Annotated in this window: 14 protein-coding genes; 6 read left to right on the top strand and 8 right to left on the bottom strand. The window is 32.7% G+C overall.

The features are described from left to right. Nucleotides 1–255: 255 nt before the first annotated feature. The 6 genes from CLU82_RS15110 (at nt 256) to CLU82_RS15085 (ending at nt 6,639) form a co-directional block, all read left to right on the top strand. On the top strand, nt 256–2,271 hold the full coding sequence (locus CLU82_RS15110; protein WP_100843866.1) for a DUF349 domain-containing protein: 2,016 nt from the start codon (nt 256–258) through the stop codon (nt 2,269–2,271). Between the two features lie 137 nt (nt 2,272–2,408). Continuing rightward, entirely contained in the window at nt 2,409–2,753 is a 345-nt protein-coding gene (locus tag CLU82_RS15105; RefSeq protein WP_100843865.1) for a hypothetical protein, read from the top strand. A 110-nt stretch (nt 2,754–2,863) separates the two neighbouring features. Continuing rightward, nucleotides 2,864–3,337, top strand: coding sequence for a hypothetical protein (locus CLU82_RS15100; RefSeq protein ID WP_100843864.1), 474 nt, complete (start codon nt 2,864–2,866; stop codon nt 3,335–3,337). A 124-nt stretch (nt 3,338–3,461) separates the two neighbouring features. Continuing rightward, complete coding sequence (gene hemN, locus CLU82_RS15095; RefSeq protein ID WP_100843863.1) at nt 3,462–4,826, top strand: oxygen-independent coproporphyrinogen III oxidase; 1,365 nt, start codon at nt 3,462–3,464, stop codon at nt 4,824–4,826. Between the two features lie 354 nt (nt 4,827–5,180). After that, nucleotides 5,181–5,495 (top strand): GIY-YIG nuclease family protein, encoded by a 315-nt coding sequence (locus CLU82_RS15090; protein WP_100843862.1) that lies wholly within the window; start codon nt 5,181–5,183, stop codon nt 5,493–5,495. Nucleotides 5,496–6,018: 523 nt separating this feature from the next. Continuing rightward, complete coding sequence (locus CLU82_RS15085) at nt 6,019–6,639, top strand: hypothetical protein (RefSeq protein ID WP_100843861.1); 621 nt, start codon at nt 6,019–6,021, stop codon at nt 6,637–6,639. 89 nt (nt 6,640–6,728) lie between these two features. Here CLU82_RS15085 and CLU82_RS15080 read toward each other — a convergent pair whose 3' ends face one another. The 8 genes from CLU82_RS15080 to CLU82_RS15045 all read right to left on the bottom strand — a co-directional run bounded on the left by CLU82_RS15080 (nt 6,729) and on the right by CLU82_RS15045 (nt 15,964). Then, nucleotides 6,729–7,430, bottom strand: a complete 702-nt coding sequence (locus CLU82_RS15080) for a sulfite exporter TauE/SafE family protein (protein ID WP_100843860.1) — start codon at nt 7,428–7,430, stop codon at nt 6,729–6,731. A 491-nt stretch (nt 7,431–7,921) separates the two neighbouring features. Further along, nucleotides 7,922–8,374, bottom strand: coding sequence for a FixH family protein (locus tag CLU82_RS15075; protein ID WP_100843859.1), 453 nt, complete (start codon nt 8,372–8,374; stop codon nt 7,922–7,924). Between the two features lie 34 nt (nt 8,375–8,408). Then, entirely contained in the window at nt 8,409–9,827 is a 1,419-nt protein-coding gene (gene ccoG, locus CLU82_RS15070) for a cytochrome c oxidase accessory protein CcoG (protein WP_100843858.1), read from the bottom strand. A gap of 75 nt (nt 9,828–9,902) precedes the next feature. After that, a complete protein-coding gene (locus tag CLU82_RS15065; protein ID WP_100843857.1) occupies nt 9,903–10,841 on the bottom strand; it encodes a cbb3-type cytochrome c oxidase N-terminal domain-containing protein in 939 nt (312 codons plus the stop codon). Nucleotides 10,842–10,868: 27 nt separating this feature from the next. Beyond that, nucleotides 10,869–11,036, bottom strand: coding sequence for a CcoQ/FixQ family Cbb3-type cytochrome c oxidase assembly chaperone (locus CLU82_RS15060; RefSeq protein WP_100843856.1), 168 nt, complete (start codon nt 11,034–11,036; stop codon nt 10,869–10,871). Nucleotides 11,037–11,042: 6 nt separating this feature from the next. Next, a complete protein-coding gene (gene ccoN / locus CLU82_RS15055) occupies nt 11,043–13,223 on the bottom strand; it encodes a cytochrome-c oxidase, cbb3-type subunit I (protein ID WP_100843855.1) in 2,181 nt (726 codons plus the stop codon). Between the two features lie 65 nt (nt 13,224–13,288). After that, a complete protein-coding gene (gene ccoS, locus CLU82_RS15050) occupies nt 13,289–13,468 on the bottom strand; it encodes a cbb3-type cytochrome oxidase assembly protein CcoS (protein ID WP_100843854.1) in 180 nt (59 codons plus the stop codon). A 120-nt stretch (nt 13,469–13,588) separates the two neighbouring features. Further along, nucleotides 13,589–15,964 carry a heavy metal translocating P-type ATPase metal-binding domain-containing protein gene (locus CLU82_RS15045; protein ID WP_100843853.1) on the bottom strand — a complete coding sequence of 792 codons (2,376 nt, stop codon included), beginning with the start codon at nt 15,962–15,964 and terminating at the stop codon, nt 13,589–13,591. Nucleotides 15,965–15,982: the final 18 nt, after the last annotated feature.

The raw sequence follows: 15,982 nt of genomic DNA, 5'->3' as shown, positions 1-15,982 counted from the left end.
ATTTGAAAGCATTCACAACAGCTCAAAAACTCATTTTTTTTTAATCCTAAAAACCATTCTCCTAATTTCCATCAATCGCATACTCCCTTTTAGAAACTTAAAAAAACGAGTTAGTAACTAGACCAAATTCAAATAACGTATAAAAAGAAAGAATTACCTTAAATAATAAGCTATAATCAAAAGTTTTATTTTGTATTTTGGCGCACCTTTAGTATCTTTCGCATTCAATAAATAAAAACCTTAAACATTTACAAAATGTTAGAAGAAAAGAATGATAACCTGGCTCTTAACGAAAATGAGACAGACGGAAAAGTAGTAAGTGAATTGCAAGAAACAATTCAGTCTGAAACACCTATAGTGACCGAAAATGAAATCAGCGATTCAGTTGCAGAAGAAAATACAGTAATTCCAGAAGTGGAAACTGTATCAACAACTGATGAAAATGCAGCCGATGAAAAGCAAACCGTTCTCGACGCCATTGCCGAAACAAATGCTGAGGAAAGTGAAGATGAAACATTAAAAGAGCGTCACGACATTCCGTTGCTTGATTATGAAGCATTACCAATGGAAACACTTGTAAATGAATTGAAAAATTTAGTTACAAATGAAAAAGTAATGTCTATTAAAGAGCATGTTGAAGAAATTCGAAAAGCATTTTTAGCCAAATACAATCACTTTATTGAAGAGAAAAGAGAAGAATTTAATCAGGAGAACCAAGATCCTAACGAAGAATTCCAGTACCATTCTCCTTTAAAATCTAAGTTTGATCAATATTACACGATATACAAAGACAATAAAAATGTTCATTTTAAAAGTCTTCAATCTAATTTAAAAACCAATCTGGAGGTTCGATTAGCCATTGTAGAAGAACTTAAAGAATTAATTAATCCGCAAGCCAACATCAAAGACACCTTAAATCATTTTAATGAATTAAGAGAAAGATGGAAAAATGCGGGTTCTATTCCAAAAGACAAATACAATCACGTTTGGAATAATTATCACTTCCACGTTGAGAATTTTTATGACTATTTACACCTTGATAGAGAAGCAAGAGATATTGACTTTAAATACAATCTAGATCAAAAGCAAAAAATCGTTGCTCGTGTTGAAGAATTATTAAAAGAAGCCGATATCAATAAAGCATTTAGAGAACTTCAAGATCTTCACCGTATCTGGAAGGAAGACATTGGACCAGTTTCTAGAGAACACCGTGATGAGATTTGGAATCAATTTAGTGAGCTAACAAAAAAAATGCACGATAAGCGTGAAGTATTGTTTGAAAGCCAAAGAGGAACCGAACTTGAAAACCTGGAAAAGAAAAAAGAAATTATTGCCCAAATTGAAGTTTTAGCTACTGAAAAAGTAAATGCGCATTCACAATGGTTGCTTCAGATTGAAAAAGTTGAGGCATTACGTACTGCTTTTTTCTCTGCCGGAAAAGTTCCATCTGATGTAAATGAAGCTACTTGGGCATCATTTAAAACAGCTGTAAGAAACTTTAATAGCTTTAAAAATTCTTTTTACAAAGACATTAAAAAAGACCAAAACGACAACCTTAATAAAAAAATTGCTTTGGTTAAAAAAGCCAAAGAATTACAAGAAAGCGTTGATTTTGCAAGTACTACTCCTATTATGAAGCAAATTCAGGAAGAGTGGAAAAAAATTGGTCATGTCCCTAGAAAATATTCTGATAAAATCTGGAATGAATTTAGAGAAGCTTGTAACCATTATTTTGATAAATTAAAAGAACACAAAAGTGTAGAAAACGTTGACGAAGTAGAAGCTTTTGACAAAAAGAAAGCCTATTTAGAAACATTAAGAGCATTTGAATTAACAGGAGATCACAAAACAGATTTGGATGCCATCAAATTACATATAGAAACTTGGAAAGGATTTGGAAAAGTTCCATTCCCAAGAAGACATATCGAAGGAAAGTTCAATAAAATCTTAGATGCTTTATTTGAAAAATTAAGCTTGAGCAAAAAAGACACTGAAATGATGCGTTTCTCTAACAGAATGGATCATTTATCTGAAAGTAACGATACTCGTAAACTTGATAATGAGAAGATTTTCTTGATGAGAAAAATTGAAGAAGTTCAAAACGAAATTTTCCAATTAGAGAATAACATTCAGTTTTTTACTAATACAAAAAATGCTAAAAAAGAAAATTCAATAGTATTAGAAGTTCGTAAAAACATTGCTATTCACAAAGAAAGCCTTGATGTTTGGAAAGAAAAATTAAAACAATTGAGAAATTTAGGTCAAGAATAAATTTAAACTTTCAATTACATACAAAGCCTCATACTTTCATTAGTTTGAGGCTTTTTTATACCGCAAAACAAACAATTTTAACTTTCATTTACCATAATACCCTCGTTAATCAAAAACCTATTCTCTAAATTTGCCACATGAAAACTTTTTGGAAATTTATCGTATTTACTGGTCTATTGATTCAGTCTACATTTGCATATAGTGCAAATCACGATGCTGTAATTACATTTCAAAAAGAAAACAATACTGAATTTGGTAAAGAAAGTTTAAGTACTTCTCATTTCATTCAACCTAGTATAGAAAGAGGAACTCCGGATCTAAAACACAACAACCGTATTCCAGTTGGTTTAAGCAGTAACACATTACTCCCATTATTTACAAGTCTAAAAGAAAATAACATTAAAATAGTACTATCAAACCAAGACATCGACAGATGTGCAGAAGTTTCGATTTTACTTTTCCCCTTCCATTATTTTTGGTGATTTAATTACATGATCTCGTTTTATAAAAGTTAAAAAACTTTTAATTTCTTCTTGATTCAAACAGAACCAAGAAAACAAATCATTATGTATAATTCTCAAAAAAACAAAAAATGGATACTTCCGTAACAATAATAGGCCTTGTAATTACAGTATTAATAGGCATTCCTCTGACTTTAGTATTTCGCTCAAACATTTCGAATAAAAATAAAATAACCCAAATAAAGAAACAATACAGTCAAAACGGTCATTATGATTTTGATTTAACCGAAACACAGAACAAAAAAATCATATCTATAGATCAAAAAAACAAAGGTTTCTTATTTATCGATTTTAGCTACAAAGAAGAAACTGCCTATTTTGTAAATCTAAAAAACATTCTTTTGTGCAATTTATCAGTAACAACTCAAAGCAAATTAGGAACTGTCTCAAAAGTCGAAATAGAACTGGTTCATAAAGACACGATGAAAAAAGAAATGATTCCAGTTTACAATATCGAAAATCATTTTCTAGACTTTAATTGTTTATATGAAGATCACAGATTAGCTCAAAAATGGGTAGACACAATCAATGAATGCATACTCTAATAACTTAACAAAGAGACTCATTTGAGTCTCTTTGTTTGTAAATAGACAACACTCAACATGATAATTATCATTTTTATTACTAAAAAGTCAGACTAATTTTGATTACATATAAAAATGTATCTCTATGGAAACCTCACTTATTCAAAAATACAATGTTCCAGGACCCCGTTACACGAGTTATCCTACGGTTCCTTATTGGGATGAGTCAGGATTTACAAATGAAATCTGGATCGAAACTCTAAAAAAATCTTTCTTCGAAAGCAATGATAAAGAAGGCATTAGTTTATATATTCATTTGCCTTTTTGCGAAAGCTTATGTACTTTTTGTGGTTGCAATAAACGCATTACCAAAAATCATGCGGTCGAAAATCCATACATCGAAGCTGTTATAAAAGAATGGACACTGTATTGCACAATTTTGGGCGAAAGACCAAAAATCAAAGAAATTCATTTGGGCGGAGGAACACCTACCTTTTTCTCCATAGAAAATCTTGAAGACTTAATGAACGGAATATTATCTCATGCCGACAAAGCAGAAGGATACGAATTCAGTTTCGAAGGACATCCCAACAACACAACTCATGCTCATTTGCAGAAATTATACGATTTAGGCTTTAGAAGAGTCAGTTTTGGAGTTCAGGATTATTCCGAAAAAGTCCAAAAAGCCATCCATAGAATCCAGCCTTTTCACAACGTAGCCAAAGTAACATTCTGGGCCAGACAAATTGGCTATACATCCATAGGTCATGATATTATCTTTGGACTCCCCTTTCAGGAAATTGAAAATATCGTTGATACCATCGAAAAAACAAACTCATTACAACCCGATCGATTGGCATTTTACAGTTATGCGCATGTACCTTGGATAAAAGGCAACGGACAACGCGGATTTCGTGATGAAGACATTCCCAAAGATGAAACTAAAAGAAAATTATACGAAGTTGGAAAAGAATTACTTTTCGAAAATGAGTATCATGAAATCGGTATGGATCATTTTGCATTAAAATCCGACAGCTTATACAACTCTTTCGACAATAAAAAACTACATCGAAACTTTATGGGCTACAGCTCATCCAAAACCCAATTAATGATTGGATTGGGAGTTTCATCTATCAGTGACAGCTGGTATAGTTTTGCTCAAAATGTCAAGAATCTCGAGGATTATTACCAAATATTAGAATGGGGCAAGTTACCCGTATATAGAGGTCATCATTTATCTACTGAAGACCTCATCATCCGAAAACACATTCTGAATCTAATGTGTCAATTCGAAACCAGTTGGGAAGATTCCGCCAATTATGTTCCCGAAATTCCAGAAATTTTGATCCAGCTTGAAGAGATGGAAAAAGATGGTCTATTGATTATAAACGAAAACAAAATTCTAGTTACCGAAAAAGGAAAACCATACGTGCGTAACATCTGCATGGCGTTCGATTTACGATTGAAAAGAAAGACACCAGATACGGCATTATTTTCTATGACGATTTGAAATTTGTATAGTATTTAGGAGCAGAGAATTTAGACATTTTCAGGAAGCATGGGTTCCCGCACACGAGGCTGAAAGCCGAACTGGCGAAGCAATCCGTTGCAATCTTGTTGCCCAAACCCCGGGCAACAAGGATTTCCACTACTATCGGGGATAGGATGGCTTGAGTTTCAAAAGAAGGTTTAGGGTTTTCTGTAAAGTTATTGAACCTCAACCATAAAGTTTTTTACTCTCAATATTGTCATTCCGAGGAACGAGGAATCTCCGCAATACTATTCCGTAAATTTTTCCATATCTAAATTATCATTACTAACGGTAGTATTCTTTTATTTGTAATCAAAACACTACTTTAGTATTATGCAATTTCAAGAAGGATATCACACGTACTACATTTATATAATCACCAATAAAGCAAAGACTGTTTTATATACGGGTGTTACCAATCATTTAAAAATACGTTTGGAGCAACACAAAGACAATATAATATCTAAAAACAAAACATTTGCCTCAAGTTATAATGTTCATTTTTTGCTTTACTATGAAAAGTTTATTTGGATACAGGAAGCTATTACCCGTGAAAAAGAAATAAAAGGCTGGAGACGAGAAAAGAAATTAGACCTCATAAAAACAATTAATCCAGACCTTGATTTTTTGAATCACTTATTTGACTAAAATTGCGGAGCTACTTGTGCAGATTCCTCCTACGTCGGAATGACAAACTTATGTGATAATGCAAACCTAATGTATACTCTTGTCCCTTGTAAGCGAAAATCTCCCACTCTGGAACACAATCTAAATTCTGTCTATAATCAAAACTATCTAGCAAAAACCTTTACGAAGCAGATAATTCCATCTCCGAAGACTATAATTGGGAGTACGAAGCATACAACAGGCTGTACGAAGACCATATCAGAGAGTACGAAGCCCGTATCAGGACGACGGAAGCTCTCATCAGGGTATTATTTTCTCTTCAGAAGCCTTATTTTACTGCGAGGAGCAAAAAAACATCTACAATAAACAAAAAACACATGTATAGGTTTGTGATTTTAAATCTCTATATTTGAAATAGAGTAAATATTTAAGCAAATCTTCGTTAATGAGCCACATTTTAAATATATGTACAGAAGTTTGTTTCGTATATAAATGAGTTAGTGGCAAACTTGCCTAAAATGAATTAATATCTAACAACAAACAAATGGATTTAGAAACGTATAAACAATTTTTAATTAATAAAGCCGAATCAAATTTTGAAAAATTGGAACCTTATTTTGAAATTGAAACAAATCTATTCTTTGGTGTTGGCCAATTAATGAACGAATTTTTTAGATGTTTAATTCTTGATGCGCACGTCGCAGGTATTACTATTGGAAATCATATTTTAGAAAGGTTATTAAAAATTGTTTTGATTTACAATAACAGTTTAAATAATAAAAATGAGCAAGATTCGATAAAAGCATACAACAAATATCAAGGAATGGCCTTACGTTCTACAATAACAAATTGTTTCAATCAAAGATTGATAAATTTAGACGAGAAAGCACATCTTGAGAAATTCATTAATGATCTTTTGCGAAATGGATTTTCTCATTCGAGTTTTGAAAACGTTCTAAAATCAGTTCCATTTAAAATCCCTGCATTAATGGGTAATATTTATAATGACGAAATAAAAAATGTAGAAATTGATAGAAGACATCTAATATCAATTTCAGAGTTACAAATGGAACAGTTTGCTAGAGAAAATTCATTTGAATATTACAAATACTTGCATAATTTAATTAAAGATTTTAGTTCTAAAATTAAATTACGAGAAACTTAGTCTCCACTAATGTTAGTTGTAAACGACCATCAGAGAGTGTTTTTCTCAACTTAAGCTCACATCTTTCTCATTAATTCACAAAAAACCAATTAATGACAATTAGCTTTTTCCTGTACAAACAAACTCATATTGGAAGGAGAAACATAAGGAATTCCGAGTCCAAGACCTCTAAGAATAAACAACACTCCTATTGCAACTCCCACATAAGGAATTACTTTTTGAATGCTATTCCGAATTGGAACCGTAAGAAATGAATTTATATAAACAACCGAACTCATCAATGGCACGGTTCCCAAGCCAAAAAGTACCATATACAAAACTCCAAAACCTGCACTTTGCATGGCAATGGCACCAAACAAGGCAACATAAACCATTCCGCATGGCAAAAAACCATTCAGCAAACCGATTATAAAAAGAGACTTAAAACTTTTATTTTTAAAATGACTTCCAAGCTTTTGCTTCATTTTTGAAATCAATTTATAAACTGGCTTAGAAAAATTATATCGAGCCAAAACTTTTTCAGGAATTAGAATCACCAAAATCATTGCAATTCCAACTAAAATAGATAACTGTTGCTGAATTCCAGCCAGGAAGAATCCTTTCCCTAACAGTCCAAAAAGCAATCCGATACTTCCATAAGCTGTTAATCTCCCTAAATGATACGTAATAATTTGAACTACTTTTTTTGCTGGATTATTTCGCTCTACAGGTAACATCATAGCAATAGGACCGCACATTCCTATGCAGTGAAAGCTACTTATTAATCCAAATAAAAAAGCGGTGTAAAACATTGTAATTTATATTTTTAATTATGTTTCCATAATCCATATCACATAATATTTGTCATATCGACGAAGGAGATATCTTCACAAGTAACTCGACAATCCAAATCAAAGTTATTTTCTTTAACCAAATATTGAGGAATTGTATTGCGGAGTTCCCTCGTTCCTCGGGATGACAATATTGCGGTCATTCTTTGGGCTAGAAATTTTTCTCCTATTTTAATTGTCTCTTGTTTTTTTATTCATTGAATTGTGAACTTCCTTGATTAATGCTAACCAATTTCTAATATCTGAAATCCATTTTCACAATCCACATCACGCAATCTTTGTCATATCGACGAAGGAGATATCTTCACAAGTAACTCGACAATACCAATCAAACTATTTTCCCTATCCAAATATTAAGGAATTGTATTGCGGAGTTCACTCGTTCCTCAAGATGACAATATTGTGGTCATACTTTGCGCTAACTCGTAATTCATAATTCATAATTCATAAATCTACTTAACGTAGATTTTTTCCTTAGTCAAATACGATTTTCCTTTATACTGCCACTCCATATTTATATACCACTCTCCTCCGACAAATTTACTTTTTGGAACAAACAAAGAAGCAGAATCCGTAAATGAAATAGGCACCTGAAAATCAAATTTCTTATTTGAAGGCCGATAAATAGCAACTGTTCCCTTAATGTCCTTTGGCGTAAAATCAGCAGGAAATACAATAGAAACACCATTAGCTTCAACAGTAATTACAGGTTTCACTTTTAAATCATGAGCATTCTGAATGCGTGCCATCTCATCTTGAAAATGAACATCATGCTTGTAATACTCTTCGACAACCAAATCATTATCATACTTACTATCGGTCTGTACTTTCAAAACAAAATACATAATAAAGCTGATGAACAAAACGAAAGCAATCACTATATAAGTTCCCCAATTATTTTTCATTTCTTATCTTTTATTTTTTATAAAACTATTAAAGCTAATCAAAACTTCGAGGACTTAAGAAATTGGTATTAGTGGTTTCAATTTTTTTATTTCCCTCGTAAAGATCAATCTCTAATTTAGTTCTATCCGATTCTAATAAAAATTTATTAATCTCAATAAACATCGTCCCGCTTGACATTCCCTGTTTTGGAACTTTCAATTCCTGAATTCCAACAACCTTCAAAGTTCCTTTAATACCAACCAATTTAAAATGCATATCCTTAATATCATGATTGGTTTTATTGATAATTTTAAAAGTATAGATATTACTAATATTATCTCCTTTGTGCTGAAACAATTGTCCTGGTAGTCTAAAAATAGTAGCTTCAACTTCTGTTCTCAAAAACAATAATCCAGTAAGGATCCCAACTAATATCAATAGTACAGCTGAGTAGCCTTTCATTTTGGCAGTAAACTTAAACTTCGCCTTAGTTTCAATTTCATCTTCAGAAGCATAACGAATCAATCCTAAAGGCAATCCTACGCTTTCCATAATTGTATCACATTCATCAATGCAGGCAGTACAATTCACACATTCAAGTTGCACTCCATTACGGATATCAATTCCTGTTGGACATACATTTACGCATTGTTTGCAGTCTATACAATCCCCTTTTCCAGAAGCTTCTCTATCTTCTTGTTTATTGAATTTGGCCCTTCCAACTTCTTTTTCGCCACGAACAAAATCATAAGCAACATTGATTGATTTTTTATCCAATAAAACGCCTTGCAATCTTCCGTAAGGGCAAGCTATAATACAAACCTGCTCTCTAAACCATGCGAAAACAAAATAGAAAACGCCCGTAAAAATCAATAATGATATAAAAGTGCTAGTGTGGGCCAAAGGTCCATCTTCTATCAATCGGAATAATTCATCACTCCCTATTAGATAAGCTAAAAAAACATTGGCTATTAAAAATGAAACCACTAGAAATAAAAACCATTTTATTGATTTTTTTCTAATTTTCTCTGCGTTCCATTCCTGCTTTTGTAATCGTATCTGGGCACCTCTGTCACCTTCAATCCAATATTCTATTCGGCGAAAAACCATTTCCATAAAAATGGTCTGCGGACAAATCCATCCGCAAAATATTCTCCCAAAAATAACGGTAAATAAAAGCACAAACACGACCCCAATAACCATAAAAATTACGAAAAGATAGAAATCCTGTGGCCAAAAAGGGAAACTAAAAATATTGAAACGACGCTCCAATACATTGAACATCATAAACTGATTCCCGTTTATTTTTATAAAGGGATTAGCAATAAGAATGGCTAATAAAAAATAGCTGACCCATTTCCTATAATCGTAAAATTTTCCCGAAGGTTTTTTGGGATAAATATACTTTCTACGACCTTCCTTATCAATAGTCCCTATGGTATCTCTAAAAGATTCGTCCAGATTAGTTGCCATTTTTTTTAAATTTTACAACATTAAAAAAGAGCTTTGCTTAAAATTTAATTTTGACAAAGCTCTTTTTATATAGTATTACTTTACTTGTGTACTATCTACAGTTTGAACTGCCGAAGCTGTCTCTGTTTTAGGCGCATTTTCATCAACCCAAATCTCACCATCTGGCGCTTTAGGATCTTTTGGGTTACTTCCTCTTAAAGAAATTACATAACTGGCTACAGCCTGAATTTCTTTTGGTTTCAAAGATGCTTTCCAAGCAATCATTCCTTTGCCATCGCGGCCTCCATTTGTAATGGTATGAAACAAATTCTTAATTCCACCACCAAGTATCCAATAATCATCGGTAAGATTTGGTCCAATTTGACCTCCTGCATCAGCTCTGTGACAAGCTACACAATTGGTGGTAAAGATTTCTTTTCCTTTTCCGATGGATGCAGCATCGTCTAACAAAACAACCGTTTTTTCATCCATCAAATCGGGTGCTGTTTTCATATATTCAACCACTTCAATTTTAGCTTGATCCATTTCAGCTTTCAATTCAGCATCTTGATCAGGAGCACCCATAATTTCATAACGAACCAAATATACTACGGCAAAAACGATGCAAGCATAGAATAGATAAACCCACCATGGTGGTAAATTATTATCTAATTCTTTGATACCATCATAATCATGATCCATCAATAATTGTTTTTCTTCTTCTGCTGGAGCAGATTGAGTAAAACTTTGCATCAAGTTTTGGTACCAACTATTCTTTTGTGAATTTAAAGCTTCTTCATTAGCTAATTTTTCTTTTTCTTCATCTGTTAATAAAAGATAGGTAACCTTATTAACTGCTGATAATGTTATTTCGATTGCTATCAAAAGAAACAGAAAAACAATCAAAAAAACCAAAACCATAGGATACTTTATGAAAGCAGGCTGACTTCCGGAATCAATAAAATACTCCATTACTCCAAAAACGAAGAAAAATAGAACTAGAACTCTTATATAAGGTGGAATTATTTTTTTCATTATTTATATATTTTGAAATTGTACAATTTAATCTTCTAAAGGAATTTGACTTATTTCCTCTATTGTCTCCTTTTTATATGAATATACCCAAATTCCCAAACCGAGAAAAAAGAAAAAGAAAATCAACAATGATAGTATTGGAAAAATTGCAACTCCCGCAATGGTTTCCATATTGTGTTTTATTTGTTCGAACATAACTTTCTATTTTTCTTGAACTTTAATATCAGTACCAAGTCTTTGTATATAAGCGATCATTGCTACAATTTCTCTCTCGTTCATTGGGACAAATTTTTCACCTTTTGCAATAGCTTTCTTTTTGCTTTCCTCATAGCTTTTTACAAAGTCAGGATCATTTTTAAGACTTTCTTCAATAGCTAATGCCTGAGTTCTTAGATCTTTTAATCCATTTGTAATCTGGGCATCTGTATAAGGTACACCAAGCGTCACCATAGCTTTCATTTTCTTTTCGGTCATTGAAACATCCATAGCTTTATTATCAAATAACCATTTATAACTTGGCATAATAGAACCCGATGATATACTTTGCGGACTCCAAAAGTGATTAAAATGCCAATTATCATTGTACTTCCCACCTACTCTCAATAAATCTGGACCTGTTCGTTTTGAACCCCATAAAAATGGATGATCGTAAACAAATTCTCCTGCTTTAGACTGTGGTCCGTAACGTTCTACTTCACTTCTAAATGGACGAACCGATTGTGAGTGACATCCCACACAGCCTTCACGAATGTATAAATCACGTCCTTCTAGTTCTAATGGAGAATATGGTTTAACACTTGATATTGTTGGAATATTTGATTTTACCATAATCGTTGGTACAATTTGAATAATTCCTCCAATTAATATCGCTATCGTTGCGAAAACTGCCATCTTAATTGGTTTTCTTTCCAACCATGAGTGGTATTTCTCTCCTTTAAGTCTTCCTGATTTGATAGAGACTAATGCAGGAGCTTCTGCCAATTCATCTTCAACTTCCTCTCCAGCTCTTACTGTTTGGATAATATTATAAACCAACGTTAACATACCTACTAAATACAAGGTTCCTCCGATGGCTCTCATCCAATACATTGGCATAATTTGAGTAACAGTTTCAAGGAAATTACCATAAGTTAATGTCCCGTCTGGATTAAATTGTTTCCACATAGAAGCTTGCAGGAAACCTGCCAAATACATTGGCAAAGTGTATAATATGATTCCTAAAGTTCCTATCCAGAAATGGAAATTAGCCAATTTGGTAGAATACAAAGTCACTTTTGTCATTCTTGGAACCAACCAATAAATAATACCAAAAGCCATAAATCCATTCCATGCTAATGCTCCAACGTGTACGTGAGCAATAATCCAATCGGTATAGTGTGCAATTGCGTTTACATTTTTTAGCGAAAGCATTGGCCCTTCAAAAGTTGCCATTCCGTAACCTGTCATAGCTACCACAAAGAACTTTAAAACTGGTTCTTCACGTACTTTGTCCCAAACTCCTCTTAGAGTCAGTAGTCCGTTAATCATACCTCCCCAAGATGGAGCAATCAACATTACAGAAAATACAACTCCTAAATTTTGTGCCCAGGTAGGTAAAGCAGAATATAACAAATGGTGAGGTCCTGCCCAGATATATAAAAATATTAATGACCAAAAGTGAATGATAGACAATCGATAAGAATACACCGGACGATTGGCTACTTTAGGAACAAAATAATACATTAATCCTAAATATGGCGTAGTCAGGAAAAAGGCAACGGCATTATGACCGTACCACCACTGCACTAACGCATCCTGAACTCCTGCATAAACAGAGTAACTCTTCATAGCAGAAATCGGCAACTCTAAACTATTAAAAATATGCAATACAGCAACAGTAATAAATGTCGCTAAATAAAACCAAATGGCAACATATAAATGACGCTCTCTTCTTTTAAGCATCGTACCAATCATATTTATACCGAAAGCAACCCATATTAAAGCAATAGCAATGTCAATTGGCCATTCTAGTTCCGCATATTCTTTTGAAGAAGTATATCCCAAGGGAAGTGAAATAGCTGCTGCAACAATAATTAATTGCCAACCCCAAAAATTAAGGTTACTCAAAAAATCACTGTACATTCTGGCTTTTAATAAACGCTGAAGCGAATAATAAACGCCCGCAAACATTGCGTTACCAACAAAGGCAAAAATCACCGCATTGGTATGTAAAGGTCTCAATCTTCCAAAACTTAACCACGAAATTCCTTCGGTCATGTTAGGAAAAAGGAACATCGTGGCCAAAATAAGCCCAACCAACATCCCTACTACCCCAAAAAGAATGGTAGCGTAAATGAACTTCTTTACAATTTTGTTGTCATAATAAAATTGTTCCATTTCCATATTTATAATTGTTTTTAAAGTTGTTTAGATTAGGATTATTTTTAATTAAAAGATTAAAGACTAGTTTAACTTTTAATTTCAGATTTTTTTTCGGAGGGTTTAATTAATTCATCATCAAAAAGGATTCTGACAGATGGTGTGTAATCATCATCATATTGACCTGACTTTACTGCTAGAACAAAAGCAATAAAAAAACCAATGGCGACAAAAATGCTGATAGCGATTAATAAGTAGATAACACTCATATCTTAAATATTTAAGTTAAACAAAAGTAAAATCATCGCTTTTTATAAAATATGACAATTATCATATTTCGCCAAAATATGTTAAATTTAGTTAAAAAAAATAAATAATTACCTGTTAAACTATTTTATTTTTCGGGAATAATAATTACTCATGATTGTTACAAAACTCACTATTGTTATGGTACTCAGAGGCATAATAATTGCCGCTACCAATGGAAGAAGATTTCCAGTTATAGCAAAAGACAATCCTACTATATTGTATAAAAGTGATAATGTGAAGCTCATTTTGATAGTTGAAATGGCTTTTTGAGATAATTTTAAAAAGTAATGAAGCTTTTTAAATTCTTTTGCGTCCAAAATGGCATCACAAGCGGGCGAAAAAACATTTACATTCTCGGATATTGATATTCCAACGTTACTTTGTGCCAAAGCACCAGCGTCATTAAGTCCATCACCTACCATCATGACGTTTCTGCCTTGTTCCTGCAATCCTTTTATGAACTCTAATTTTTGTTCTGGTTTTTGATTAAAAATCATTTCAGTTCCTGTTGGCAAAATCGATTCTAATACAAAGCGTTCTCCCTCATTATCTCCCGACAAAACTTTAACCTGATACTGAGAGCTTAATTTTGTAAACAATTCAGACAAACCTTCTCTATACTCATTATTAAAAATATATTTTCCAAAATACACTTCACCTATTTTGACATGAACAGCGGTTTGTTGTATTGCATCCCTTTCTTTTGTGCCTGCAAATTCCGAAGACCCCATTTGAACTGAAACTCCATCAATCACAGCCTGAATTCCTTTTCCTGTAATTTCTTCGAAAGTATCTAGTTTTACTCTTTTAGTTTCAGGTAAAAAATCATATAGCATTCTGCTCAAAGGATGATTAGAAGCCCGAAGAACGCTTTTAATTAGTATCAAATTTACTTCATCTAACCTTTGTCCTTCATAAGAAATATTAGATTTTGTATTGGTTGTTATCGTTCCCGTTTTATCAAAAACAATAGTATCAACTTTGGCTAATTGCTCTATTACCAAAGCATTTTTTAGGTAAAAATATTTATTTCCAAAAATCCGCAACATATTACCCATTGTGAAAGGAGCTGTTAATGCCAGTGCACAAGGACAAGCCACAATTAACACTGCTGTAAAAACATTGAAAGCCGTATTGGCATCAAAAAATATCCAATAACCAAATCCTGCAAATGCAATCAATAAAAGGATTGGTGTAAAATAACGGCTAATCTGATCCGTAATCGTTTTGTGTTTTTGTTCTACTCTTTTCTGAAAAACATCATTGCTCCATAGTTGTGTCAGGTAACTTTGGGATACCGAGTGTAAAACTTCCATTTCGATAACTTTCCCTATTTGCTTTCCTCCGGCAAAAACTTTATTGCCCGATTTTTTGGTAATTGGAACAGCTTCTCCAGTTACAAAACTATAATCAATCTCGGCTTTATCTGATATTAAAATTCCATCAACTGGGATCAGCTCCTGATTACGGATTAATAATCGATCACCTTTTTCGATTTCATAAACAGGAATACTTTCTTCTGTAGAATCCGTATTTATTTTGGTAATCGCAATTGGAAAATACGATTTAAAATCTCTTTCAAAACTTAGAAAATTATAGGTTTTTATTTGAAACATTTTCCCCAATAACATGAAAAAAATCAAGCCTGTTAAGCTGTCAAAAAAGCCTGAACCGTAATCCATTACAATATCAAACGTACTACGAACAAACATTACGATTATTCCCAAAGCAATAGGAATATCGATATTAAGCATCTTAGATTTGATACTTTTATAAGCCGAAACATAATAACCACTTGCCGAATAGAAGAAGGAAGGCAAAGACAAAACAAAAATTAATCCTCTAAAAAAGGGACGGTAATTATCCAGCCAATATTCTTTTACTTCAAAATATTCAGGAAAAGAAAGCAACATTATATTTCCAAAACAAAAGAAAGCAACTCCAAGTTTGTAGGTCAGACTTCTGTCGATATTATTTTTACCAGTTTCGTAATTTTCTAAACTAATATAAGGTTCATAGCCAATAGAACTTAATAGATACACTATCTCTTTAATAGAAACAACTTCAGGATTGTAGTTGATACGGACTTTTTTTTCAGGGAAATTAACTTGAGAGGTATTTACTCCCTTTTGAAGACGCTGTAAATTCTCCAAAATCCAAATGCAGGAACTACAATGTATGTGCGGAATATTAAGCGAAATGATTGCAGTAGCATCTTCTTTAAATTCCAATAATTTGGAAACAATACTTTCATTGTCTAAAAAATCATATTTTCCAATACTGTCTTGTGGAGTAGCGCCTGGAGATTTTTCAAAATCGTAATACGATGTTAAGCCATTTAGACTGAAAATTTCATACACTGTTTTGCATCCATTGCAACAAAATTCTTTTTCATCAAAGACAATTTTATCCTCTATTATTTCCAAGCCACAATGAAAACAGTTATTTTTCTCCATAAACAAAACTTAATTTTA

The sequence above is a fragment of the Flavobacterium sp. 5 genome, from assembly GCF_002813295.1.
Taxonomy (GTDB): Bacteria; Bacteroidota; Bacteroidia; order Flavobacteriales; family Flavobacteriaceae; genus Flavobacterium.
Note: the sequence above shows the minus strand (reverse complement) of the source record. Positions and strands in the feature narration are given on the sequence as shown.